The 23,998-nt window shown below is 67.6% G+C and carries 22 protein-coding genes and 1 pseudogene; 13 read left to right on the forward strand and 10 right to left on the reverse strand.

The window, feature by feature from the left end; translation table 11 throughout:
- The first annotated feature begins 179 nt into the window (after positions 1-179).
- The 4 genes from pdxS (at position 180) to BN4332_RS02650 (ending at position 4,466) form a co-directional block, all read left to right on the forward strand.
- Positions 180-1,109 (forward strand): pyridoxal 5'-phosphate synthase lyase subunit PdxS, encoded by a 930-nt coding sequence (gene pdxS / locus BN4332_RS02635; RefSeq protein WP_066897051.1) that lies wholly within the window; start codon positions 180-182, stop codon positions 1,107-1,109.
- Positions 1,110-1,118: 9 nt separating this feature from the next.
- Positions 1,119-1,967 carry an acyl-CoA thioesterase II gene (tesB, locus tag BN4332_RS02640; protein WP_066897052.1) on the forward strand — a complete coding sequence of 283 codons (849 nt, stop codon included), beginning with the start codon at positions 1,119-1,121 and terminating at the stop codon, positions 1,965-1,967.
- A complete protein-coding gene (gene pdxT, locus BN4332_RS02645) occupies positions 1,964-2,545 on the forward strand; it encodes a pyridoxal 5'-phosphate synthase glutaminase subunit PdxT (protein WP_066897053.1) in 582 nt (193 codons plus the stop codon). The genes tesB and pdxT overlap by 4 nt, the downstream gene beginning before the upstream one ends.
- Before the next feature lie 61 nt (positions 2,546-2,606).
- Positions 2,607-4,466: a glycosyltransferase family 39 protein gene (locus tag BN4332_RS02650; RefSeq protein ID WP_066897054.1), complete on the forward strand. Its 1,860-nt coding sequence runs from the start codon at positions 2,607-2,609 to the stop codon at positions 4,464-4,466.
- Between the two features lie 7 nt (positions 4,467-4,473).
- On the opposite strand, the gene BN4332_RS02655 is transcribed toward BN4332_RS02650, so the two are convergent.
- Genes BN4332_RS02655 through BN4332_RS02665 form a run of 3 tightly spaced genes read right to left on the reverse strand, consistent with a single transcriptional unit; the run spans position 4,474 to position 6,465 of the window.
- On the reverse strand, positions 4,474-5,364 hold the full coding sequence (locus BN4332_RS02655; RefSeq protein ID WP_074132952.1) for an NAD(P)-dependent oxidoreductase: 891 nt from the start codon (positions 5,362-5,364) through the stop codon (positions 4,474-4,476).
- Complete coding sequence (locus BN4332_RS02660; RefSeq protein WP_066897055.1) at positions 5,361-5,747, reverse strand: carboxymuconolactone decarboxylase family protein; 387 nt, start codon at positions 5,745-5,747, stop codon at positions 5,361-5,363. The genes BN4332_RS02655 and BN4332_RS02660 overlap by 4 nt, the downstream gene beginning before the upstream one ends.
- 49 nt (positions 5,748-5,796) lie before the next feature.
- Positions 5,797-6,465 carry a TetR/AcrR family transcriptional regulator gene (locus BN4332_RS02665; protein WP_066897056.1) on the reverse strand — a complete coding sequence of 223 codons (669 nt, stop codon included), beginning with the start codon at positions 6,463-6,465 and terminating at the stop codon, positions 5,797-5,799.
- An 83-nt stretch (positions 6,466-6,548) separates the two neighbouring features.
- Between BN4332_RS02665 and BN4332_RS02670 the strand changes: the two genes are divergently transcribed.
- Positions 6,549-6,869, forward strand: a complete 321-nt coding sequence (locus BN4332_RS02670; protein WP_066897057.1) for a hypothetical protein — start codon at positions 6,549-6,551, stop codon at positions 6,867-6,869.
- Between the two features lie 77 nt (positions 6,870-6,946).
- Entirely contained in the window at positions 6,947-7,702 is a 756-nt protein-coding gene (locus tag BN4332_RS02675; protein WP_066897058.1) for a YebC/PmpR family DNA-binding transcriptional regulator, read from the forward strand.
- A gap of 4 nt (positions 7,703-7,706) precedes the next feature.
- Here the strand turns inward: BN4332_RS02675 and BN4332_RS02680 are convergent, their stop codons facing one another.
- Positions 7,707-9,254, reverse strand: a complete 1,548-nt coding sequence (locus BN4332_RS02680) for an adenylate/guanylate cyclase domain-containing protein (protein WP_066897059.1) — start codon at positions 9,252-9,254, stop codon at positions 7,707-7,709.
- 61 nt (positions 9,255-9,315) lie between these two features.
- Entirely contained in the window at positions 9,316-9,966 is a 651-nt protein-coding gene (locus BN4332_RS02685) for an NAD(P)H-binding protein (protein WP_066897060.1), read from the reverse strand.
- Between the two features lie 168 nt (positions 9,967-10,134).
- Between BN4332_RS02685 and ruvC the strand changes: the two genes are divergently transcribed.
- Genes ruvC through BN4332_RS02705 form a run of 4 tightly spaced genes read left to right on the forward strand, consistent with a single transcriptional unit; the run spans position 10,135 to position 12,723 of the window.
- A complete protein-coding gene (ruvC, locus tag BN4332_RS02690; protein WP_066897061.1) occupies positions 10,135-10,692 on the forward strand; it encodes a crossover junction endodeoxyribonuclease RuvC in 558 nt (185 codons plus the stop codon).
- Positions 10,689-11,276: a Holliday junction branch migration protein RuvA gene (gene ruvA, locus BN4332_RS02695; RefSeq protein ID WP_066897062.1), complete on the forward strand. Its 588-nt coding sequence runs from the start codon at positions 10,689-10,691 to the stop codon at positions 11,274-11,276. The genes ruvC and ruvA overlap by 4 nt, the downstream gene beginning before the upstream one ends.
- A gap of 2 nt (positions 11,277-11,278) precedes the next feature.
- The gene (gene ruvB, locus BN4332_RS02700) at positions 11,279-12,334 is read left to right on the forward strand and encodes a Holliday junction branch migration DNA helicase RuvB (protein WP_066897063.1); all 1,056 of its coding nucleotides are present in this window, start codon (positions 11,279-11,281) and stop codon (positions 12,332-12,334) included.
- A 5-nt stretch (positions 12,335-12,339) separates the two neighbouring features.
- A complete protein-coding gene (locus BN4332_RS02705) occupies positions 12,340-12,723 on the forward strand; it encodes a DUF1304 domain-containing protein (protein WP_066897064.1) in 384 nt (127 codons plus the stop codon).
- A gap of 16 nt (positions 12,724-12,739) precedes the next feature.
- Here BN4332_RS02705 and BN4332_RS02710 read toward each other — a convergent pair whose 3' ends face one another.
- The 4 genes from BN4332_RS02710 to BN4332_RS02725 form a co-directional block, all read right to left on the reverse strand.
- Complete coding sequence (locus tag BN4332_RS02710; RefSeq protein WP_066897065.1) at positions 12,740-13,204, reverse strand: SRPBCC domain-containing protein; 465 nt, start codon at positions 13,202-13,204, stop codon at positions 12,740-12,742.
- 82 nt (positions 13,205-13,286) lie between these two features.
- The gene (gene car / locus BN4332_RS02715) at positions 13,287-16,778 is read right to left on the reverse strand and encodes a carboxylic acid reductase (protein WP_066897066.1); all 3,492 of its coding nucleotides are present in this window, start codon (positions 16,776-16,778) and stop codon (positions 13,287-13,289) included.
- 170 nt (positions 16,779-16,948) lie between these two features.
- On the reverse strand, positions 16,949-20,452 hold the full coding sequence (gene car / locus BN4332_RS02720) for a carboxylic acid reductase (RefSeq protein ID WP_066897067.1): 3,504 nt from the start codon (positions 20,450-20,452) through the stop codon (positions 16,949-16,951).
- Between the two features lie 80 nt (positions 20,453-20,532).
- Entirely contained in the window at positions 20,533-20,907 is a 375-nt protein-coding gene (locus BN4332_RS02725; protein WP_066897068.1) for a maleylpyruvate isomerase N-terminal domain-containing protein, read from the reverse strand.
- Between the two features lie 67 nt (positions 20,908-20,974).
- Here BN4332_RS02725 and BN4332_RS02730 point away from each other — a divergent pair, with 67 nt between their 5' ends.
- Positions 20,975-21,601, forward strand: a complete 627-nt coding sequence (locus BN4332_RS02730) for a hypothetical protein (protein WP_066897069.1) — start codon at positions 20,975-20,977, stop codon at positions 21,599-21,601.
- A 4-nt stretch (positions 21,602-21,605) separates the two neighbouring features.
- On the opposite strand, the gene gabT is transcribed toward BN4332_RS02730, so the two are convergent.
- Entirely contained in the window at positions 21,606-22,946 is a 1,341-nt protein-coding gene (gene gabT, locus BN4332_RS02735) for a 4-aminobutyrate--2-oxoglutarate transaminase (protein ID WP_066897070.1), read from the reverse strand.
- Between the two features lie 160 nt (positions 22,947-23,106).
- On the opposite strand from gabT, the gene yajC reads away from it, so the two are divergent.
- The gene (gene yajC / locus BN4332_RS02740; RefSeq protein ID WP_066897071.1) at positions 23,107-23,460 is read left to right on the forward strand and encodes a preprotein translocase subunit YajC; all 354 of its coding nucleotides are present in this window, start codon (positions 23,107-23,109) and stop codon (positions 23,458-23,460) included.
- 72 nt (positions 23,461-23,532) lie between these two features.
- Positions 23,533-23,998, forward strand: a pseudogene (locus BN4332_RS02745) (protein translocase subunit SecD); the annotation flags it as partial.

Here is a 23,998-nt window from a genome sequence, read left to right on the forward strand (position 1 = left end):
GGCCGTGTATCCGCTTCAACTGGGTGAGCTGCTGGCTCAGGCCAATGAACTGGCCGAACAGTCGCCGGCGAGCACGCGCGAACCTGCGCAACGCGAGCTGCAAGCCATCCGGTGATTGCGGATTTAATGGATTTGGCGGCTCCACTACACTGAATCAGTAGCAATTGGAGGAGATAACAGTGGATACCGCGGCGCAGAACGGTCAGAACCACCAGAACGGTTCGAACAATCAGACCGGCACCGCGCGTGTGAAGCGCGGTATGGCTGAGATGCTCAAGGGTGGGGTGATCATGGATGTGGTCACTCCTGAGCAGGCGAAGATCGCCGAGGGTGCGGGTGCGGTGGCGGTGATGGCCCTGGAGCGGGTGCCGGCCGATATCCGGGCCCAGGGCGGGGTGTCACGGATGAGCGATCCGGACATGATCTCCGGCATTATCGAGGCGGTCACCATCCCGGTGATGGCCAAGGCCCGCATCGGCCATTTCGTCGAGGCCCAGATCCTGCAGAGCTTGGGTGTGGATTACATCGATGAGTCCGAGGTGTTGACTCCGGCCGATTACACCAATCACATCGACAAGTGGCGCTTCACGGTGCCGTTCGTGTGTGGGGCGACGAATCTGGGTGAGGCGTTGCGCCGGATCACCGAGGGTGCGGCGATGATCCGTTCCAAGGGGGAGGCCGGCACCGGCGATGTGTCCAACGCCACCACGCATATGCGCAAGATCGGTGGCGAGATCCGTCGGCTGACCTCGATGTCCGAGGATGAGTTGTATGTGGCGGCCAAGGAGCTGCAGGCGCCGTATGACCTGGTGGCCGAGGTGGCGCGGGCGGGCAAGTTGCCGGTGACGTTGTTCACTGCCGGGGGTATCGCGACTCCGGCGGATGCGGCGATGATGATGCAGCTCGGTGCCGAGGGGGTGTTCGTCGGGTCGGGGATCTTCAAGTCGGGTAACCCCGCGCAGCGGGCCGCGGCGATCGTGAAGGCCACCACGTTCTACGACGATCCCGATGTGTTGGCCAAGGTGTCGCGTGGTTTGGGCGAGGCCATGGTCGGTATCAACGTCGAGGAGATCGCCCAGCCCCACCGGCTCGCCGAACGCGGCTGGTAAGAATCCTGCATGGCGATTGAAGAGATCCTCGATCTGGAACAGCTCGAGGTCAACATCTATCGCGGTGGCGTGTTCAGCCCGGAGTCGGGATTCCTGCAACGCACCTTCGGCGGCCACGTGGCCGGCCAGTCGCTGGTATCGGCGGTGCGCACCGTCGATCCGACCTTCCAGGTGCACTCCCTGCACGGTTACTTCCTGCGGCCGGGCGACGCCAGGGCGCCGTCGGTCTACACCGTCGAGCGCATCCGTGACGGTGGCTCGTTCTGCACCCGCCGGGTGAGCGCGATCCAGCACGGCGAGACGATCTTCACCATGTCGGCGTCGTTCCAGACCGACCAGACCGGCATCGAGCATCAGGACGCGATGCCCGAAGCGCCGGGACCCGACGATCTGCCCGGGTTCCGGTCCGGGGGAGCGTTCGACGATGCCGGCTTCGCCCAGTTCGCGGAATGGGACGTGCGGATCGTGCCGCGCGACCAGGTGACCCGGCTGCCGGGCAAGGCCTCGCAGCAGCAGGTGTGGTTCCGGCACCGTGACCCGCTGCCCGACGACCACGTGCTGCACATCTGCGCCCTGGCCTACATGAGCGATCTCACCCTGCTGGGTTCGGCACAGGTGAACCATCTCGACGTGCGCAAGCACCTGATGGTGGCGTCGCTGGACCATGCCATGTGGTTCATGCGGCCGTTCCGTGCCGACGAGTGGCTGCTCTATGACCAGTCCTCACCGTCGGCCTGCGGCGGGCGGTCGCTGACCCAGGGCAAGATCTTCAACCGCTACGGCGAGATGGTGGCGGCCGTGATGCAGGAGGGGTTGACCCGCTACCAGCGGAATTTCACCCCGCCCGAGGGCTCGTGAGTTCCCACGTGGGGGTGCTCGCCCTGCAGGGCGACACCCGTGAGCATCTGGCTGCCCTGCGTGAGGCGGGCGCCGAGGCCTCGACCGTGCGGAGGCTGTCCGAGCTCGACGCGGTCGACGCGCTGGTGATCCCCGGTGGGGAGTCCACCGCCATGAGCCATCTGTTGCGTGAGTTCGACCTGCTCGAACCGCTGCGGGCATGCATCGCCGACGGATTGCCGTGCTACGGCTCGTGCGCCGGGATGATTCTGCTGGCCAGTGAGATCGCCGATGCCGGGACCGAGGGGCGGGCCGCGGTGCCGCTCAAGGGCATCGACATGACGGTGCGGCGCAACGCCTTTGGGCGCCAGGTCGATTCATTCGAGGGTGACATCGACTTCGAGGGGCTCGACACCCCGGTGCATGCGGTGTTCATCCGAGCCCCCTGGGTCGAGCGGGTCGGTCCTGACGTGACCGTGCTGGCCCGGGCCGCGGACCACATCGTGGCGGTGCGCCAGGGCTCGATGATGGCCACCGCGTTCCATCCGGAGATGACCGGGGATCGCCGGATCCACAAGCTGTTCGTCGACTCCCTCTGACTCCAGCTAATCCACGGCGGATACCCAGCTCGGGCACAACCTCTGCCGACCTAATGGTCGTGTGACGACGACGCTGGACGCTGCCCCCGAGCCCGCCCAGAAGCTCTCCGACGGCTCAGGGATCGCCCGCGAGCGGTTGGCGCTGCCGACACTGCTGATCGCCACCACCGTGGCCTACCTGTGGCACATCACCCGCAACGGCATGGCCAACCAGTTCTACGCGGCCTCGGCGCAGGCCGGATCGATGAACTGGAAGGCGCTGCTGTTCGGCTCGCTCGACCCGGCCAACTTCATCACTGTCGACAAACCGCCGTTGTCGCAATGGGTGATGGGATTGTCCGGTCGGTTGTTCGGCTTCAGCAGCGCCGGCATGCTCATCCCCGAGGCGTTGATGGGTGTCGGAACGGTCTGGCTGCTCTACGCGACGGTCCGGCGGCTCAGCGGCCCGGGTGCGGGGCTGCTGGCCGGGACGGCGTTGGCGCTGACCCCGGTGGCCGCCTTGATGTTCCGGTTCAACAATCCCGACGCCGCCATGGTGTTGCTGATGACGGCCGCGGCCTACTGCACCGTCCGCGCAGTGTCGCGTCCCGGCGCCCGCTGGCTGGTGTTGGCCGGAGTGGCATTGGGTTTCGCGTTTCTGGCCAAGATGCTCGAGGGCTTGATGGCCATGCCGGCGATCGGCCTGGTGTATCTGGTTGCCGCCGCCGTGCCGCTACGCCGGCGTCTGCTGCACCTGGCCGGCGCGCTGGCCGCATTCGTCCTCTCGGCCGGCTGGTTCGTGGTACTCACCCTGCTGTGGCCCGCCTCGTCGCGCCCCTATCTGGCGGGCTCCACCGACAACAGCTTCATGAATCTGGTGTTGGGATACAACGGATTCGGCCGAGTGCTGGGTCAGCGCCACGGGCTCGTCGCCACCTCCGTGCCGCCCTCCGGCCACCCGGGCGGCTTCGGCAGCCAGGGCATCATGCGCTTGTTCACCGGGGAGTTCGGTTTCGAGAACGGTTGGCTGCTGCCGGCCGCTCTGCTGGCCACGGGGCTGGTTCTGGTCGTGACCCGCCACCGGCCGCGTACCGACCTGACGCGCGCCGGGGCCATCCTGTTCGGTGGTTGGCTCCTGGTCGACGGTGTGGTGCTCAGTGTGATGAGGAGCAGCGTCCACCCCTATTACTGCATGTCGCTGGCGCCGGCGGTGTCGGCGTTGTTCGGCATCGGTGTCGCCACGGCATGGCGGGGCCGCGAGTGTCGATTCCACCGGAACGGTTTGGCGGCACTGCTTTTGGTGACGGCCGGATGGAGTTGGTGGATGCTGGGCCGTAACCCGCACTGGCTGCCACCGCTGCGCTGGATGGTCGCCGTGGTCGCCGTGGTGGCGGTGGCCGCCCTGCTGTGGGCGCTGCACCGGGTCGACCGGCCGCGGTTGGCGGTCAGCGCGGCCGTCCTGGCGGTGATCGCCGGCCTGGCCGGTTCCGCGGCGTACACGGTGGCCACCATCGGGCAGTCGCACGGTGGTGGCAGCCCCACCGTCGGGCCCGCCGGGGGCGACCGCGGACGCGTCGGGCCCACCGACCTCTCCGACAACCGGCAACTGGCCGAGATGCTGCGCTCGACCGATACCACCTGGTCCGCCGCGGTCGATCGGTCGTCGGCCGCGGCCGGACTGGAACTGTCCTCGCGCACCGCGGTGATGGCGATCGGCGGCTTCACCGGAACCGACCCGGTGCCGACACTGGCCGAGTTTCAGGAGGCCGTCACTCGCGGGCTGATCACCTACTACGTCAAGCCGCGAGTGATCGGGTCCCATGTGCACTGGTTCGGCGGTCGCGCCCACACCGACATCTCGGCCTGGGTGAGTGGGAACTTCGCGCCGATCCAGGTCGGTTCCGACATCGTCTACGATCTGCGGGCACCGCTGCGCAATTGACGCACGTTCAACGGGCGGCGCCTTCGACGACGATTCCTGCCGCATTCTCCATCGGTTTGACCACCGTCGTGAAGTCCGATTCGGGGCCCTCCTCGCCCAGCGTCTGTTCCCAGATCCGCGCCACCGTCTCGGCCATCTCGACCGGCACGCCAAGGGCTTTGGTCTCGTCGAGGTAGAGCCGGACGTCCTTGGCCATCAATCCGGTGGCGAAGCCGTAGTCGAACGTGCGGGGGAGCACGGCCCGCGGAAACTTGTCGCGGCTGGCATGTGTGCCGCCCGATCCGGCGTTGAGCACGTCGATCATCACGTCGGCGCTCAACCCGGCCTTGACGCCCATCACCAACACCTCGGCCGTCGCGGCCAGCGTGGTGGCGGCCATCAGGTTGTTGATCAGCTTCATGGTCTGGGCGGCACCGGGCTGCTCGGACACGAAGATCGCTCGCCCGAGGACTTCGAAAATGGTTGCCAGTGAATCGAATTCGTTGCGCGGTCCGGAGACCATCACCGCCAGGGTACCGGCCTCGGCGCCGTGCGTGCCGCCGCTGACCGGGCTGTCGAGTGCGGCGATGCCGTGTGCGCTGAGCGCGGCGTGATTGCGTTGTGCGGCTTGACCGCCCACTGTGGACAGGTCGACGAATCGGCGGATTCGGGATCCGGCGGCGACGTCGGCCACCACTGACTCGCAGATCTGTGGCGTGGGCAGGCTGGCCAGCACCGTTTCGGCGCGATCTGCCACGTCGCGCACCGAGTCGGCCGGGTGGGCGCCCGCCGCAACCGCTTCGGCGAGGACGTCGTCACGGACGTCGAAGGCCACGACCGGATAACCGGCGGCCACCAGCCGCGCCATCATCGGAAAGCCCATGTTGCCCAGTCCGATGAAGCCGACCCGTGGACTCACGGCTGTTCCCCGTCCAGTTCGGCGAACACGGCGCGGGCCAACCGGAAACTGTCGACGGCCGCCGGGATCCCGGCATAGATCCCGACCTGCAAGAAGACTTCGCAGATCTCGTCGCGGGTGACACCGTTGGTCAGGGCGCCGCGGATGTGTGTGCGCAACTCGTTGGGCCGGTTGAGCACGGCGATCATCGCCAGGTTCAGCATGCTGCGCGTCTTGAGCTCGAGTCCGTCACGCCCCCACACCGCGCCCCAGCAGTACTCGGTGACCAGATCCTGCAGCGGTTTGGAGAACGCGTCGGCGTTCTCCGACGCCCGGCGCACGTAGTCCTCGCCGAGCACCGCGGCGCGGATCGCCCGTCCTTTGTCGTAGGTGTCCTGATCCATCGCGATCCTTTCGAGAGTTGTCGTGTTGCCGGAAAACGCGGAAGCGAGGTCATCGCGGACGGACCCCATCGAGGAACAAGCGCACGCAGGTTCGCATGCGCTCGTCCAGTTCGTCGGGGTCCCAATCCACGCCCCACAGGGCACCGGTGGCGGGACCGCCGACGGCCATGCTCAGAAATGCGCTAGCGACGATGTCGGGATCGCCGATCTCGATGATTCCGGTCTCGGCGTGCCGTGTGAGTACCTCGCCGATGAATGTCAGCGCAGGCAAGGTGCCCTGTTCGTAGACGAGCCGGAACAGGTTGGGAAACCGGTTGCCTTCCGCGTTCAGGATGCGTTGCAGCGCGATTCCGGCGGGGCCGGTGATGCCGGCCAACCGGATCCGGGCGATGGCGAGCAGGGTCTCTTCGAGATCGTCCGACTCGGCCGCGCGCAGCGTTTCGATCGGGGTCAACCACCGGTCCACGGCCCGTTGCACGGCCGCCTCGAACAGCGCCGCTTTGTCCGGGTAGAGGCCGTAGATGGTGCGCTTCGCCATTCCTGCCGCCGCCGCGATGCCGTCGATGGTGGATCGCTCGAACCCGTTGTCCAAGAACACTTCCAGCGCACGGTCGAGGAGTTCGCGATGTCGTTGTTCGGCCCGTTCCCGGGTCGGCCGGCCCAACCGTGGCCGCGGCGTGGTGCCCGCACGCCGCGTGGTGACGTCTCTTGGCGGCATGGACGCATGCTAGCGCGGAATGAAACGATGTAGGTGTCATTAATTCTGCCGGCGTGCTCGCACCATCCGCGTACGCTTCCACCATGTCCGAGTCGGCGTCCGTGCAGCGCAGGCCCGGTGTCGCCGAGTCGGTGATCAGTTGGGCCGTCTGGGCCGTCAACGGTCTCGTGGCCGTGTTGCTGACATTCGCCGCGATCTTCCCGTTGGGGTTCAGCGGCGCATATCCCGATCAGGCCGATGAGGCCGGCACCCTGTTCGTCTGGGTGGTGCTCACCTGGGCGGCCGTTGTGCTCGCGCCGATCGGCATGGCGATCGGGCACTGGCGGCGGTGGCACATCTGGTACTGGGCGGTGCTGTGCAGCGCCGTGGCGGCCAGGACGTTCGCCTTGCTGCAGGGACTGTAGGCGTCGTATCGAACGCGGTGAGAGCGGCCACGTAAACTGGAGGGCCGGAGTTTTAACCGGAAAAGGGGCGTACCTGCATGAGCGGCCATTCCAAGTGGGCCACCACCAAGCACAAGAAGGCCGTCATCGACGCCAAGCGCGGCAAGATGTTCGCCAAGCTGATCAAGAACATCGAGGTCGCGGCACGTGTCGGCGGGGGAGACCCGGCGGGTAACCCCACCCTCTACGACGCCATCCAGAAGGCCAAGAAGAGCTCGGTGCCCAACGACAACATCGAGCGCGCCCGCAAGCGCGGCGGTGGTGAAGAGGCCGGCGGCGCCGACTGGCAGAACATCACCTACGAGGGTTACGGCCCCAACGGCGTCGCGGTGCTCATCGAGTGCCTGACCGACAACCGCAACCGCGCGGCCGGCGAGGTGCGCGTCGCGATGACCCGCAACGGCGGCAACATGGCGGACCCGGGCTCGGTCTCCTACCTGTTCTCGCGCAAGGGCGTGGTGACGCTGGAGAAGAACGGCCTGACCGAGGACGACGTGCTCATGGCAGTCCTGGAGGCCGGCGCCGAAGAGGTCAACGACCTGGGTGACTCCTTCGAGATCATCTCCGAGCCCACCGACCTGGTCGCGGTCCGCACCGCCCTGCAGGACGCCGGCATCGACTACGACTCGGCCGAGGCCAGCTTCCAGCCGTCGGTGACGGTGCCCGTCGACCTGGAAGGCGCCCGGAAGGTGCTCAAGCTGGTCGACGCGCTGGAGGACAGCGACGACGTGCAAGAGGTGTACACCAACCTCGACATCCCCGACGACGTCGCCGCCCAGCTCGACGAGGAGTAGCGGCTCACCGGCGGCCGGTGGGTGGCGCGATGCGGGCCACCCCGCGGAGGATCCACGGTGTCCGCCTCGCCATCAACGCCACGGCGCGATCCGATCGGCGCATGGTGGGCCGAGCGCCCGGGGTGGGAACAGACACCAATTCCGCCTCAACCGAATTTGCGTGCGCGCCGTCACGGCTGACCGCCAGCAGCTGCCAGGTGCCCGGTATTCCGCGTAGCTCCACGTGGCCACGATCCTCGAACCCCGTGCCGGACCCGACGACCAGGTCCCGCACCGTGCGTGAAACCAGGATCTCGCCGGCGCCGGCCTGGCCGAGGATCCGCGCCGCGATGTGCACTGCGATGCCGCCGATGTCGTCGACCATGAGTTCGCATTCGCCGGTGTGGATGCCGGCGCGGATCTCGACCCCAAGAGTCCGGGCGCGTTCGCGTAGGGCCTCCACGCAGCGGATGGCGTGGGTGGGACCGTCGAACGTACTGAGGTGGCCATCGCCGGTGCTCTTCACCACTGACCCGCCGAATTGATCCGTCAGTTCGGCGGTGATCTGGTCAAAGCGCTGCAGAACGGCACGCCAGCGCTCATCACCGGATGCCGAGGCGTGTCGGGTCGACGCGACCATGTCGGTGAACAAGACCGTGCGCAGCGCGCGACGGGACGTCGCAGGCGCTGCATGGCTGCCGGTCAGGAACTCCTCGATGCTGGTCAAGATTCGGTCGGGCTCGGTGATCCACGGCCCGTGGTCCACACCCTCGACCTCCAGGTACTGCGCGCCGCAGATGTGGTCGGCGAGATACCGGCCGCCCTGCACCGGAACCGCGGCGTCCGAGCGGGCGTGGATGACCAGGGTGGGCGCGGTGATCGTCGGCAGCACCGGCCGCAAGTCGACCCGGAACGCCGCCTCCATCGACACGCGTGCCATCCCGGGGCTGGCGCACATGCGCTCCAGCATGGCGAGCTGGCGCAATCGGCCGGACATCGACGGCATGGCGATGCTGCTTGCCACACCGCCGCCCCACCCCGAGCGGAGGGCTCGGCAGTATTCCTGGATGCGGGCGAGCTGCGCGACGGACGGCGTGTAGTCGTCACCCAGTTCGACGAGAACACGCTCCCGGATCTCGGCCGGGTCACGATCCAGGTCATCCCACCCGGCGAAGCCCCAATACGGAACCGCGCCGGTCAGGATCAAGGCCTGCGTTCGCTCCGGGCGGCTGGCGGCGAAGACAATTGATGCGAATCCGCCGTCACTCATGCCGAAGATGACGGCCTTTTCGAAGCCGACGGCATCCATGACGGCTTCGATCTCGGCCGCTCGATCATCCAGCGTGCGAACCTTCGGAACCGGGTCCGACAACCCGACCCCGCCTTTGTCGAACAGGACGACGCGACAGAATGTGGCGAGTTGATCGAAGAAGGCCTTGAAGTCGGGAACGGCCAAGAACAGCTCGATGTGGGTGACGATCGGCCCGACGAAGACGAGCTCGACCGGCCCGTCGCCGAACACCTGATACGCCAGGCTGAGATCGCCGCATGGTGCGTATGACGTTTCCGCCACCGCATGAGCGTATTTGACGGCTGCGCTAACGCGAAGGGTTTAGCTCCAGATAGGCGCAGCTCTAGACGAGCGCCTCGTCGATCGGCGTCTCACCGCTGATCACCTCGAAGGTGCGGCCGACCGTGTCCGGCTCGTGCAGGACTGCCAACAGCACGCGCGCGACGTCTTCGCGGGGGATGGTCCCGCGGCCGGTGGTCTCGGCGATGCTGACGTGTCCGGTGCCGGGCTCGTCGGTGAGCCCGCCCGGGCGCACGATCGTGGTGCGCAATCCGGTGCGGGCCCGTACGTCGGCGTCGGCCTCGGACTTGGCGCGCATGTAGGCGCGGAACACGTCGTCGTAGTTGTCGTCGAGTGACCGGTCGTCGGCGGAGATCGCCGACACCATCACGTACCGGTTCACGCCCGCGGCCTCGGCGGCGTCGGCCAGCAGGATCGCCGCATCGCGATCGACGGTCTGCTTTCGGGCCGCCCCACTGCCCGGCCCGGCGCCGGCTGCGAACACCACGGCGTCGGCGCCGCGTACCGCGTCGGCGACATGGGCGACGGACGCATGCTCCAGGTCCAGCACGATGGCCTCGGCGCCCACGGCCTGGAGGTCGGCCGTCTGCGCCGGGTTGCGAATCAGGCCGACCGCCGAATCACCGCGCTCGGTGAGCAACCGCTCGAGGATCAGGGCAATCTTTCCGTGTCCGCCGGCTATCACTACGCGCATTGATCCGACGTTACTCGGCGCGCGAGTTCACCGAAATCAACGCAGAGGTCGTTCCGATTGCGGAAACGCAACCTCTGCGCTGATTTCGGTGACGCGGTGTGTCCCTGTCGCAGGCTATTGCCGGCTCCCGCTAGGCTATCGAACAGATGTTCTGGCGAAGGGGTTTGTGTGCGGGTGATGGGAGTTGATCCCGGGTTGACGCGCTGCGGCCTCTCGGTGGTCGAGAGCGGGCGGGGCCGCAAGGTCACCGCACTCGACGTGGATGTGGTCCGCACCCCGGCCGATGCGCCGCTGCAGAAGCGGCTGCTGGAGATCAGCGACGTCGCCGAGTACTGGATGGACACCCACCGGCCGGATGTGATCGCGATCGAGCGGGTCTTCGCCCAGCAGAACGTGTCGACCGTGATGGGCACCGCCCAGGCCGGTGGGGTGATCGCGCTGGCCGCCGCGCGCCGTGACATCGAGGTGCACTTTCACACGCCGTCGGAGGTGAAGGCCGCGGTCACCGGCAACGGCCGCGCCGACAAGGCCCAGGTCACCGAGATGATCACCAGAATCCTTGCCCTGCAAGCCAAACCGACTCCGGCTGACGCCGCCGACGCGCTGGCCCTCGCGATCTGCCACTGCTGGCGTGCCCCGATGATCGCGCGCATGGCTGCCGCCGAGGCGCTGGCCGCCGAGCAGCGCCGCAAGTATCAGGCCAAGGTCAAGGCGGCCCGCGCATGATCGCCTCGGTGCGCGGTGAGGTCATCGACATCGCCCTCGACCACGCCGTGATCGAGGCCGCCGGCGTCGGCTACAAGGTGATGGCGACCCCATCGACACTGGCGAACCTGCGGCGCGGCGCCGAGTCGCGGCTCATCACCGCGATGATCGTGCGCGAGGATTCGATGACGCTGTACGGATTCGCCGACGGCGACGCCCGCGATCTGTTCCTCACCTTGCTCGGAGTCTCCGGTGTCGGGCCCAAGATCGCGATGGCGACACTGGCGGTCTACGACCCGCAGGCCCTGCGGCAGGCCCTCGCCGACGGCGACGTCACGGCGTTGACCCGGGTTCCGGGCATCGGGAAGCGCGGTGCCGAGCGCATGGTGCTGGAATTGCGCGACAAGATCGGTCCGGTGGGGCCGAGCGGGGGTTCCGTTGTCGGCGGCCACGCCGTCCGCGCTCCGGTGGTGGAAGCCCTTGTCGGGCTTGGCTTTGCGGCCAAGCAGGCCGAGGAGGCCACCGACAAGGTGCTCGCCAACGACCCCGAGGCCACCACGTCGTCCGCGCTGCGGGCGGCCCTGTCCATGCTGGGTAAGAAGTAGTCATGGGTCGCTTCGACGATTCCGAGGAACCCGACGAGCGGGAGGTCTCACCGGCGCTGACGGTCGGCGAGGGCGATATCGACGCCAGCCTGCGCCCGCGCTCGCTGGGTGAGTTCATCGGTCAGCCGCGGGTTCGCGAACAGCTGCAGCTGGTCCTCGAAGGGGCCAAGAACCGCGGCGGCACACCGGATCACATCCTGCTGTCCGGCCCGCCCGGTCTGGGCAAGACCTCACTGGCGATGATCATCGCGTCGGAGCTGGGCTCGTCGCTGCGGCTCACCTCGGGCCCCGCCCTGGAGCGCGCCGGTGACCTGGCGGCGATGCTGTCCAACCTCGTCGAGCACGACGTGCTCTTCATCGACGAGATCCACCGCATCGCCCGTCCCGCCGAGGAAATGCTGTATCTGGCGATGGAGGACTTCCGCGTCGACGTGGTGGTCGGCAAGGGCCCGGGCGCGACGTCGATCCCGCTCGAGGTCGCGCCGTTCACGCTGGTGGGCGCCACCACCCGGTCCGGCGCGCTGACCGGTCCACTGCGGGACCGGTTCGGATTCACCGCCCATATGGACTTCTACGAGCCGGTCGAACTCGAGCGGGTGCTGGCCCGGTCAGCGGGCATTCTCGGTATCGAACTCGGCGGTGACGCCGGTGCCGAGATCGCCCGGCGTTCCCGGGGCACACCCCGTATCGCCAACCGGCTGCTGCGCCGTGTCCGCGATTACGCCGAGGTACGTGCCGACGGCGTGATCACCCGCGACATCGCCAAGGCCGCGCTGGAGGTCTACGACGTCGACGAACTCGGCCTCGACCGCCTCGACCGCGCCGTATTGTCGGCGCTCACGCGCAGTTTCGGCGGCGGCCCCGTCGGGGTGTCCACGCTGGCGGTGGCGGTCGGGGAGGAGGCCACCACGGTCGAGGAGGTCTGCGAACCGTTCCTGGTGCGCGCCGGCATGGTGGCCCGCACGCCGCGGGGCCGGGTGGCCACGCCGCTGGCGTGGACGCATCTCGGGCTGCAACCGCCGGTTACCGGGCTCGGGCAGCCGGGGCTGTTTGAATAGACCGTATGGTCATCGCCGGTTTGGTGTTCGCCGCGCTCGCCGCGGCCCTGCATGTCTACATCTTCACGATGGAGTCGCTGACCTGGACCTCGCCGCGCACCCGCGCCACGTTCGGGATCGGCGAGGAGGAGGCGCGGGCCACCAAGGAGTTGGCGTTCAATCAGGGCTTCTACAACCTGTTCCTGGCGATCGTCACCGTTGCGGGTATCGCTGCGGTCTGGTTGGGGCACAACGCGGTTGGGGCCGCGCTCGTGTTGGCCGGAGCCGGCTCGATGCTGGCCGCGGCGGTGGTGCTGCTGACCAGTTCGCCGGACAAGGCGCGCGCGGCGATCACGCAGGGCATCTTCCCGCTGATCGCGGTCGCGTTGCTGGTGACCGGTCTGCTCTAGGCGGCCGGCGCCTCGATCACGGCGTGCGGCTCTCCACCCATGCGGCCAGGGCGGCCAGGGCCATCCGGGTACCGGTCTCGTTGTCGCCCGGGTCCACCGCGTCCGGAATGCCGTCGTGCGCGATGCAGACCTCGGTGCCGTCGCCCGATTCGGTGACGGTCGTGGTCATCGTCATCGTGCCGGCAAGTGCTGGGTCGTCGCTTTCGAACTCGATGGACTCGACGACCCGCTCGTTCGGCACCAGTTCGGCGAAGTGGCCGTGATACGTGTCGGCGTGGCCGCTGGTTTTCCCGACCGCATCGGGTGATTCGTAATGCAGCGAAATGCGGAACGCTCCGCCTACCCGGGCATCGAACTCGTGCACCTCACTGCGCATTCCGGCCGGAACCCGCCACGCGGCAATCGCTTCGGCGTCGATGAGCGCCCGGTAGACGTCGGCCGGCGAGGCGTTGACGTACCCGGTCACGCGGGTGCTGCCCATGTCGCCACGCTACCTGCTGATTGGCCGCGGTCCTGGTGGGACCGCGGCCGCTCAGGGGGTTCTTCCCTTGTGGGGAAGTCTGTTACAGCAAGCCGAGCATCTGCAGATTGGTGATGTACTTGACGATCACCGCCGGGCTGACGTGTGGGATGTCCTTGTCGGGCCCGATCTTGGCGTCCTGCACGGCTGCCCGGAACCGGTCGGTCGGTGCGGCCGCGCCGAGCAGCGGATGCGACGGCTGCTGGTAGTTGTGCAGCAGCGGCAGCAGCGAGGCCTGACGCTGCTTGTCCGGCAGGGTGCGCAACGCGGTCTCGAAGCGCTGCAACCACTGCCCGTAGTCGTCGATGCGGTGCACCGGATAGCCGGCTTCGATCAACCAGTCCACGAACTCGTCGAGCCCGAGGCCGTCGTCGTACGGGTTCATCACGTGATAGGTCTCGAAACCTTCCGTCACGTGCACACCGAGCGTCGAGATGGCCTCGGCGATGAATTCCACCGGCAGGCCGTCGTAATGGGCCCGCTGGCGGTTGCCGTCCGCATCGCGCACGTAGAACGATCCGGGTGCGATGCCGGTGGCCACCAGGCTGAGCATCAACCGGGTGAACATGTCGGGCAGGTTGAGCTGGCCGGAATAGGTGGTGTCCGCCAGGATCATGTCGCAACGGAACACCGAGACCGGCAGGCCACAGAGATCGTGGGCCTCACGCAATAGCACCTCGCCGGCCCACTTGCTGTTGCCGTAGCCGTTGGCGTAGGAATCGTCGACCCGCCGGGTCGGGCTGATCACCCGGATGTCGGCGTCCTCGACGAACTCGCCGGGCTTGATACCCCAACCCACGCCGATCGTCGAGACGTAGACGAACGGCTTGATCTTGGTGGTGAGCGCGATGCGGATCAGCTCGGCGGTGCCCAGGGCATTGGCGTCGAACATCTGGCTGTAGGGCAGCACGTGGTTGACCAGGGCGGCCGGGTCGACGATCAAATCGACGTCGTCGGCCAGTCGCTGCCAGGTTTCCCGGTCGAGGCCCAGATCGGCCTCGCCCTTGTCACCGGCGATCACTTCGAGGTGGTCGGCGGCCAGTTCCCGGTAGTGGGCCAGCAGTTTCGCGTCACCCACATCGAAGGTGGCGTCGAGCCGGGCCCTGGCCTCGGCATCGCTCTTGGCGCGGACCAGGGCGATCACCTTGCCGTCGACGAGGTCCATGCGTTCCAGCCATTCCAGGGCCAGGTAGCGGCCGAGGAATCCGGTGGCGCCGGTGAGCAGGACGGTGCGAGCCTCGGTCGCAGCCTTGGGCAGGTTTGGTGCGGCAGCCAGGGTTTCGGCGTCGAGGAACTTGTCCAGGGTCAGGTCCCGGGCATGCACCTCGGTGGCGTCACGTCCGTGCACCGACGCGTAGGTCGGGCGCTTGGACCCGTGCCGTTGCTCCTCGATGTAGCCGGCGATGCCGGCCAGATCGGTTGCCGGGCTGACGATCACGCCGACCGGAACATCCACGCCGAAGATCTCGTGCAGCAGGTTGGAGAAGGTCAGTGCCGACAGCGAATCGCCGCCCAGATCGGTGAAGTGGGCATCGGGCGCCAGATCGGTGGCCGCGGCGCCCAGCAGGGCCCCGGCGGCCCGGCTGACCGTCTCGAGCGCGGGGGCATCGGCGCCCGCGCGCCGCAACTCGCTCAGTTCGTTGGCCTGGCCCTCGGCCAGCTCGGTGTAGAGCTGCTCCAGCCGATCGCCGTAGTGAGCCTTCAGATTGGGGCGGGCCAGCTTGCGGATACCGGTCAGCAGGCCGTTCTCCAGGCTGAAAGGTGTTGTCTCGATGATGAAATCGCGCGGCACCTCGTAGGACTGCAGTTCGGCGGCACTGGCCGCCTGCTGAAGCGAATCGTTGATCTCCTGCTTGGAGGCGGAGGGATCGGTGGGCACCACGACGGCCAGCAGGTAGGAACGGGCGCTGTTGCCGTAGATGAAGATCTGCCGCACCAGCGGGCTGTCGCCGAAGACCGCCTCGAGCTTGGAGACGGTGACGAATTCACCCTGCGACAGCTTGAGCACGTTGTTGCGCCGGTCGAGATACTCGAGATGGTCCGGGCCGAGTTCGGCCACGATGTCGCCGGTCCGGTAGAAGCCGTCCTCGTCGAACATCTCGGCGGTGATCTCGGGACGCTTGTAGTACCCGGGGAACATCTGCTCGGACTTCACCAGCAGCTCACCGCGCGGATGCGGCTGGTCGGTGCGGAAGTAGCCCAGATCCGGGACGTCGACGAGCTTGTAGTCGATCACCGGCGGACGCTGGATGTGGCCGTCGACGAAGACCGAACCGGCCTCGGTCGAGCCGTATCCCTCCACGAGGTGCATGTCGAGGAGTCGTTCGACCCAGCCGTGCATTTCGGTCGAGATCGGGGCGGAGCCGGTCATGGCGGTCACGAACCGTCCACCCAGCAGATCGTCGCGAACCTCGGTGAGCACCTGCTGCTCGACGGCGGCCCGGTCAGCGGTCCCGTCGGCCGTCGCCCGGTCGACGCGGCTCTGGTACTCCTGGTACAGCATGTCCCAGATCCGGGGCACAAAGCTCAGCTGCGTGGGCCGGACCAGGGCTAGGTCCTCCAGGAAGGTCGAAAGGTCGCTGCGCGCGGCGAAATACGCGGTGCCACCGGAGCTCAGCGTGCCGATCAGGATGCCGCGGCCCATCACGTGGCTCATCGGCATGAAGTTGAGGGTGATCGCCGGCAGCACGGACTGGTTCGGATCCCAGCTGGCCTTCGACGCGATCTGCCACATGTTGGCGACCTTGCTCTCCGGATACATCGCACCCTTGGGGGTTCCGGTGCTGCCGGAGGTGTAGATCAGCATCGTCAGCGGATCGGCCAGGCCGGGGGTGTACAGCGGTGCGTCGGCCAGGGAGCGGCCACGGTCGAGCACGTCGGCCAGCGGTTCGACGATCACGCCGGTGTCGGCGAGTGCGGCCTTGGCCGCGGCGAACCGCTCGCGGTGAGCATCGACCCGGGGCCGGTAGTCGAAAACCACCAGGCGATGTGGCGCGGGTCCGGACTGCACCAATTCGACTGCGTCGTCGAGGAAGTCGATGCTCGCCGCGATCACGGCGGGCTCGGTCTCGGCGACGATGGGGCGCAGTGTGGTCAGCGGGGCGCTGGTCTGCAGCGGCACCGATACCGCGCCGAGTTCGATCAGTGCGGTGTCGATCGTCGTGTAGTCGGTGCTGGTGAATCCGAGGATGGCGACGCGGTCGCCCGGCTTCACCGGGTGGTTGTGCCAGGCGTTGGTGACCGCTTGCACGCGGTCTGCGAGCTGGCGGTAGGTGATGGTGTCGAAGCGGGGGAGCAGCCGGGCCGACGTCCGGCCGTCGGCGTCGGTGACGTACTCGACGGCGCGCTGTCCGAGCGCGGGGCGGTCGGCATAGCCGGCGAGAACCTCCTTGACGATGGCAGGCAGTCGCAGCTCGGGCTGCGCCACGGCGGTGTTCACCGCGTCGCTGGGGCGGGCGTCGGCGAACTGGGAGTCGGTGTCATACAGGTGTGCGATGCGGCGTTCGAGCCGGTCCTCGCGAGTTTCGGTGGTCATATCGGTCCCCTGGGCAAATCAAGATAATTAGTGTCGGCACGTCTGCCGCGCCTACTGATTACTACGTTAGTAAAACTAATTATATTTCGAGATGCCAGCTCCGCCGCTGCGAGATGCGTCACGCCCGACGGCGCCCGCCCCACAGCGGTGTGGGGCGGGCGCGCGAGGGTCTAGAGCAGGCCCAGTTGCTGCAGGTCGGTGATGTACTTGACGATCACCGCGGGGCTGACATGGGGGATGTCCTTGTCCGGCCCGATCTTGGCCTCCTGCACCGCGGCCCGGAAGTGGTCCGTCGGGGCCAGTGCGCCCCGCATCGGCCGCTCGGGCTGCTGATAGTTGTGCAGCAACGGCAACAGCGAGGCCTGACGCTGCTTGTCCGGCAGGGCACGCAGGGTGCTCTCGAAGCGCTGGATCCATTGCCCGTACTCGGGGATGCGCTCGATCGGGTAGCCGGCCTCGATGAGCCAGTCGACAAACTCGTCCATGCCGAGGCCGTCGTCGTACGGGTTCATCACGTGGTAGGTCTCGAAGCTCTCCACGGATTGCCCGCCCAGCGTCGAGATCGACTCGGCGATGAACTCCACCGGCAGCCCGTCATAGTGCGAGCGCTGCCGGTTGCCGTCCGCGTCCAGCTCATAGAACGAGCCCGGTGCGATACCGCTGGCGACGAGGCTCAGCATCATGCGGGTGAACATGTCCGGCAGATTCAACTGGCCCGAGTAGGTGGTGTCGGCCAAGATCATGTCGCAGCGGAACACCGCGACCGGCAGCCCACACAGGTCGTTGGCCTCACGCAGCAGAACCTCACCGGCCCACTTGCTGTTGCCGTAGCCGTTGGCGTAGCCGTCGTTGATCTGGCGGACCGCACTCATCTCCCGGACATCGACGTTCTCGACGAACTTTCCTGGCTCGATCTGATCGCCCACGCCGATTGTCGACACATAGGTGTACGGCTTGATCTTGGTGGTGAGCGCGATCTTGATGAGCTCGGCGGTGCCCAGCGCATTGGGTCCGAACAGCTCGCTGTAGGGCAGCACGTGGTTCACCAGTGCGGCCGGGTCGACGATCAGGTCCACCTCGTCGGCCAGCCGCTGCCAGGTCGCCTGATCCAGCCCGAGGTTCTCGTCGCCCTTGTCCCCGGCGATCACTTCGAGGTGGTCGGCGGCCAGCTCCCGGTAGTGGGCAAGAAGTTTCGCGTCGCCACCGCTGTTAGATCCAGCACTGCCGAAGGTGGCGTCGAGCCGGGCCCGGGCCTCCTCGTCGGACTTCGCGCGCACCAGGGCGATCACCTTGCCGTCGACGAGGTCCATGCGTTCCAGCCATTCCAGGGCCAGGTAGCGGCCGAGAAAGCCGGTGGCGCCGGTGAGCAGGACGGTGCGAACCTCGGTCGCAGCCTTGGGTAGGTTTGGTGCGGCAGCCAGGGTTTCGGCGTCGAGGAACTTGTCCAGGGTCAGATCGGCGGCGCGGACCTCGGTGGCGTCCCGTCCGTGCACCGAGGCGTAGGTCGGACGCTGGGATCCGCTGCGCTGTGTCTCGATGTAGCGGGCGATGGCGGCCAGATCGTTTGCGGGGCTGACGATCACACCTACCGGCACGTCGACGTCGAAGATCTCCCGCAGCAGATTGCCGAAGGTCAACGCCGACAACGAGTCTCCACCCAGATCGGTGAAGTGCGCATCGGGTCCCAGGTCGGCCGCCGCGGCGCCGAGCAGGGCTCCGGCGGCCCGGCTCACGGTCTCCAGCACGGGGGCGTCGGCACTCGAGGAGCGCAGTGCCCGAAGTTCGGCGGCCTGCGTCTCGGCCAGGTCGGCGTAGAGCTGCTCCAAGCGCTCGCCGTAGTGTGCCTTCAGCTTCGGCCAGGCCAGCTTGCGGATACCGGTCAGCAGCCCGTTCTCCAGGCTGAACGGCGTTGTCTCCACGATGAAGTCCCGCGGGATCTCGTAGGACTGCAGATCGGCCTCCCGGGCCACCTCTTGCAGGGATTCGGCGATCGCCTCTTTGGAAACGCTCGGATCCGTGGGCACCACGACGGCCAGCAGGTAGGGCTGCGCGCTGTTGCCGTAGACGTAGATCTGATGCACCAGTGGGCTGTTGCCGAACACGGCTTCCAGCTTGGCCAGCGTGACGAACTCGCCCTGGGCCAGTTTGAGCACGTTGTTGCGCCGGTCGACGTAGCGCAGCTGGTCGGGGCCGATCTCCGCGACGACGTCGCCGGTCCGGTAGAAGCCGTCCTCGTCGAACACCGACGCGGTGACCTCGGGACGCTTGTAGTAGCCCGGGAAAAGGTTCTCGGTCTTGAGCAGCAGCTCGCCGCGCGGGTGCGGCTGGTCGGTGCTGAAGTACCCGAGATCCGGCACGTCGACGAGCTTGTAGTCGAGCACCGGCGGTCGCTGGACGACGCCGTCGAACAGGGCCATGCCGGCCTCGGTCGAGCCGTAGCCCTCGAGCAGGTGAATGCCGAGCATGTCCTGGGTCCAGGCCTTGAGCTCGGCTGAGATGGGCGCCGAGCCGGTCATCGCCGCGACGAAACGCCCGCCGAGGACCTGGTCCCGAACCTCGGCCAGCACCTCGGCCTCGACGGCCTCACGGTCCTGGTCGTTCTCGGCCAGGCGCTGATCGACCCGGCTCTGGAACTCGCTGTGGATCATCTCCCACACGCGCGGAACGAAATTCAGCTCGGTGGGCCGCGTCAGCGCGAGGTCCTCCAGGAGCGTCGAAAGATCGCTGCGTGCAGCGAAATACGCGGTGCCGCCCGCGGCGAGCGAGGCGTAGAGGATGCCGCGACCCATCACGTGGCTCATCGGCATGAAGCTCAGGTTGATCGCCGCGCTGACCGGTCCGAGCCAGGCCTTGCTGTTACGCCGCCAGAACTTGGCGACCGAGCTCTGCAGGTACATCGCGCCTTTGGGGGCGCCGGTGCTGCCCGAGGTGTAGATCAGCAACGCGAGGGGATCGGTGCCGTCGGACTCGGGGGCCGGGGGTGCGGGCAGGTCGTTGCCGCGGCTCACCAGCTCCGACAGCGTCTCGACGTTCACGCCGGCCCCGGCCAGCTGCTCGGTGGCCGACGCGACCGCGTCGCGATGGTCGTCGACCTGCGTGTGATGGTCGAACACCACCAGCTGGGCCGGAGCATGCGCGGTAAGCGCCAGCTCGACGGCATCGGCGAGGTGGTCGACACTCGCGGCGATCACCCGGGGTTCGGTCTCGGTGACGATGGGCGCCAGCGCCTGGGGCGAGGAGCTGGTCTGCAGGGGCACCGACACCGCACCGATCTGGCCGAGCGCGGTGTCGATCACGGTGTAGTCGGCACTGGTGAAGCCGAGGATGGCGACCCGATCGCCGACCGTGACGCCCGAGGCATGCAGGGCCGCGGCGAGGGCCCGGACCCGGTCCCAGAGCTCGCCGTAGCTGATGGTGTCGAACCGGGGGAGCAGGCGGGCCGTGGTTCGCCCGGTGGCCGGGTCGACGACGAAATCCACCGCACGTTCTCCGAGCGCGGGCCGCTCCGCATAGCCCTGCAATACGGTGGCGACGATCTCGGGGAGCTTGAGCCCGGGGACGTCGACGGCGGCGGTGACGGTGTCGCTGGGAATCGCGGCGGCGAATTGTGGATCGGTTGCGGTCAGCTCGGCGATGCGGCTGGCCAGTTGCTCATCACGGGTATCAATCGACATCAAAATTCCTCATTGCGATAGCTGAAATAGTCACCGGCGCGACGTTGCGCTACTCGACTATTACGTTAGTAAAACTAAACTTATTTCCGGAAAACCNGCGCCGCGGCCTCGCCGAATCGTGCCGCCGCGTCGGTGGCGGTCAGCGCCGGAGCCTGCGTGACGGCCTGCTCGGCGATTCGGTCGGCGGTGCTGTGGGCTACCCCGTCGGGCTGATTGAAGATGCGCAGCAACTCCGCGGCGTCCGACACCTCGGGCGGACCGTCCGCCCGCCCCGCGGCGATGTGCTCGAACGTGGTGTTCTCCGGACACACATGCGCCACTAGCGCGTGCACATCCCAGGCCTGGCAGCGGGTGGGGGTGTGCCACTGCGATTCGGTCAATTCCGTACAGCGGCCCGCCCACCGATCCCAGGCGTCCGCCAGTGCATCGCGCAAGGCGCTCTCGGCAAGACGCATTCCCTCAGGGTAGGAGCGTTACTGCCGTTGAGTTCGGGGTACCCACCTGAGTGTCAAAGGAGGCATCATGACCGAATTCGATACCCGCGGCAGCCGTCTTCGGATGCGGCGCAGCCGTGGCGCCGCCAGCGGCCTTTTGCTGGTTCTGCTGGGAATCTGGGGTGCGCTGATCCCGTTCATCGGACCGTACTTCGACTTCGCCTTCACCCCGGACCAGGGCTGGGTGTGGACGTCAGCGCGCGGTTGGTTGGAGGTGCTTCCTGGCGCCGCCACGGCGCTGGGCGGCCTGCTGCTCATGGGTTCGGGTAACCGGGCGACCGCGCAGTTCGGCGCGTGGCTGGCCGTGGCGGCCGGGGCGTGGTTCGTGGTGGGCCGGGCCCTGGCGGGTCCGCTGGGCATCGGTGACGTCGGGATGCCGATCGCGGTGACCGACGCCAAGCGGATCACGTTGGAGCTCGCGTACTTCTCGGGCCTCGGCGCGCTGATCGTGTTCCTCGGCGCGATGGCCGTGGGCCGGTTGTCGGTTCGCAGCCTGCGTGACCTCGAGTACGCGCAGCGACCGCTGGCGACGGCCGCGGCGCCGGGCGAGCCCGTGACGTATGCGGACGCCCAGCCGACCGAGACGGCGGCCACCGCGCCGAAACATCGGGGCTGGGGCGGATTGTTCGGCAGGCGTCACACCCACGCGCACTGACGGTTCAGAGATCGCGGAGGATCAGCTCGAGCACGTCGAGTCCCTCGACGAGCAGTTCGTCGCTGATCGTCAGCGGTGGCAGGAAGCGCAGCACATTGCCGTAGGTGCCGCAGGACAGCACGATCACCCCGGCCGCGTGGGCCCCGGCGCACAGCGCCCTGGTGAGTTCCGGGTCGGGTGTGGTGGTGCCCGCCTTGACCAGTTCGACGGCGATCATCGCGCCGCGGCCGCGGACGTCGCCGATCCGGTCGTCCTCGGCCTGCAGCCGGCCCAGCCGGGACTTCATCAGCTGTTCGATGTGCTGGGCGCGGGCCACCAGGCCGTCGGCCTCGATGGTCTCGATGGTGGCCAATGCCGCCGCGCACGCGATCGGGTTGCCGCCGTAGGTGCCACCCAGCCCGGACACGTGCGGCGAGTCCATGATCTCGGCGCGTCCGGTCACCGCGGACAGCGGCAACCCGTCGGCGATGCCCTTGGCGGTCACGATGAGATCGGGGTCGATGCCTTCGTGCTCGCACGCGAACATCGCACCGGTTCGGGCGAATCCGGTCTGCACCTCGTCGGCGATGAACACCACGTCGTTGTCGCGACACCAGCCCAACAGGGCGGGCAGGAACCCGTCGGCCGGGACGATGAAGCCGCCCTCGCCCTGGATCGGTTCGATGATGACGGCGGCCAGGTTGTCCGCGCCGATCTGTTTCTCCATCACGTCGATGGCGCGCCTGGCCGCGAGCGCGCCGTCGGTGGCCAGCTCCTTGCCGAACTCGGCATCGCGGAAGGGGTAGGACAGCGGCGCCCGGTAGATCTCCGGGGCGAACGGGCCGAAACCGTGCTTGTACGGCATGGACTTCGCGGTCAGCGCCATCGTGAGGTTGGTGCGGCCGTGATACGCGTGGTCGAACGCGACGACGGCGGACTTGTGGGTATACGAGCGGGCGATCTTGACCGCGTTCTCGACGGCCTCCGAACCCGAGTTGAACAGCGCCGAGCGTTTCTCCCCGCGCACCGGTGTCAGCTGATTCAGCTGCTCGCACACGGCGACGTATTCCTCGTAGGGCGTGACCATGAAGCAGGTGTGCGTGAAATCGCCGGCCTGCGCGGCCACCGCTTCCACCACCCGCGGGGAGGAGTTGCCGATGGTGGTCACCGCGATGCCAGAACCCAGGTCGATGAGGCGGTTGCCGTCGACGTCCTCGACGATGCCGCCGCCGGCCCGCGCGGCGTACACGGGCATGGTGTTACCCACCCCTCGGGCGACCGCACCCGATTTCCGGGCGATCAGGGCCTCGGATTTCGGGCCGGGGATCGTGGTGGCAAGATGGCGGCTCTGCTCGGGTTGGCTCAACTCTGCCTCCTGAATAACCGACGGCCGCGCCGGGACGAACGCGTGTCGAGCCTAGTCGTCGTGCCTGCCTGTCGGCGGCGAATGCGGTGGTCCGGGGTGGCGGCGGTATCGTGGCCTCGGTCGCCCTGACATCTGACTCGACACGAAAGACATTGCTGACATGGATCTCGTCATTTTCCTGCCCCTGCTGATCGTCATGGGCGCGTTTATGTTCTTCGCGTCGCGTCGTCAGCGCAAGGCCATGCAGGCGACCATCGACCTGCACAACTCGCTGCAGATCGGCGATCGCGTCCACACCACGTCGGGCCTGCAGGGCACCATCACCGGTATCACCGACGACAACGTCGACCTTGAGATCGCCCCCGGTGTCGTCACCACCTGGATGAAGCTCGCGGTGCGTGACCGCATCGAGGCGGACACCGAGGACGACACCGATTCCGAGGCATCCAACGCGGCGACCGAACTGACCGAGAGCACCGGCGTCATCGACGCCGACGGCTCCAAAAAAGACTGACAGCAGAGCACCCAGGACAAGCACGTACCCTTTGCGGTGCTGACGAACTGATCTCGAGGAGACCCTAGCAACGTGGCATCGTCTTCGGCGCCGGTGCATCCTGCGCGCTACCTGACGCTTTTTCTGGTCCTTCTGATCGGCGTCTATCTGCTGGTGTTCCTCACCGGCGACAAGCAGGCCAAGCCCAAACTCGGCATTGACCTGCAGGGCGGTACCCGGGTGACGCTCACCGCGCGCACCCCGGACGGCTCGGCGCCTACCAGAGAAGCCCTCAACCAGGCTCAACAGATCATCAGTGCCCGCGTCGACGGTCTCGGCGTCTCCGGCTCGGAGGTCGTCATCGACGGCGACAACCTGGTGATCACCGTGCCCGGCAACGACGGCAGCGAGGCCCGCAATCTCGGCCAGACCGCCCGGCTCTACATCCGGCCCGTCGTGCACGCCATGCCCGCCAAGCCGCCGGCCGAGCAGGGGCAGCAGCCGCCTGCCGGCGCCCCGGGTGCGCCTCCTGCGCCGGGTGCGCCCGCGGTCCCCGGTG

The sequence above is a fragment of the Mycolicibacterium houstonense genome (assembly GCF_900078665.2).
Taxonomy (GTDB): domain Bacteria; phylum Actinomycetota; class Actinomycetes; order Mycobacteriales; family Mycobacteriaceae; genus Mycobacterium; species Mycobacterium houstonense.

What these genes read in the sequence shown, in the direction of transcription:
- tesB (WP_066897052.1), top strand. Translation starts at nt 1,119, where the DNA reads ATGGCGATTGAAGAGATCCTCGATCTGGAACAGCTCGAGGTCAACATC.
- BN4332_RS02660 (WP_066897055.1), bottom strand. Translation starts at nt 5,747, where the DNA reads ATGGATCAGGACACCTACGACAAAGGACGGGCGATCCGCGCCGCGGTG.
- BN4332_RS02665 (WP_066897056.1), bottom strand. Translation starts at nt 6,465, where the DNA reads ATGCCGCCAAGAGACGTCACCACGCGGCGTGCGGGCACCACGCCGCGG.
- BN4332_RS02670 (WP_066897057.1), top strand. Translation starts at nt 6,549, where the DNA reads ATGTCCGAGTCGGCGTCCGTGCAGCGCAGGCCCGGTGTCGCCGAGTCG.
- BN4332_RS02675 (WP_066897058.1), top strand. Translation starts at nt 6,947, where the DNA reads ATGAGCGGCCATTCCAAGTGGGCCACCACCAAGCACAAGAAGGCCGTC.
- BN4332_RS02685 (WP_066897060.1), bottom strand. Translation starts at nt 9,966, where the DNA reads ATGCGCGTAGTGATAGCCGGCGGACACGGAAAGATTGCCCTGATCCTC.
- ruvA (WP_066897062.1), top strand. Translation starts at nt 10,689, where the DNA reads ATGATCGCCTCGGTGCGCGGTGAGGTCATCGACATCGCCCTCGACCAC.
- ruvB (WP_066897063.1), top strand. Translation starts at nt 11,279, where the DNA reads ATGGGTCGCTTCGACGATTCCGAGGAACCCGACGAGCGGGAGGTCTCA.
- BN4332_RS02705 (WP_066897064.1), top strand. Translation starts at nt 12,340, where the DNA reads ATGGTCATCGCCGGTTTGGTGTTCGCCGCGCTCGCCGCGGCCCTGCAT.
- BN4332_RS02710 (WP_066897065.1), bottom strand. Translation starts at nt 13,204, where the DNA reads ATGGGCAGCACCCGCGTGACCGGGTACGTCAACGCCTCGCCGGCCGAC.
- car (WP_066897066.1), bottom strand. Translation starts at nt 16,778, where the DNA reads ATGACCACCGAAACTCGCGAGGACCGGCTCGAACGCCGCATCGCACAC.
- car (WP_066897067.1), bottom strand. Translation starts at nt 20,452, where the DNA reads ATGTCGATTGATACCCGTGATGAGCAACTGGCCAGCCGCATCGCCGAG.
- BN4332_RS02730 (WP_066897069.1), top strand. Translation starts at nt 20,975, where the DNA reads ATGACCGAATTCGATACCCGCGGCAGCCGTCTTCGGATGCGGCGCAGC.
- yajC (WP_066897071.1), top strand. Translation starts at nt 23,107, where the DNA reads ATGGATCTCGTCATTTTCCTGCCCCTGCTGATCGTCATGGGCGCGTTT.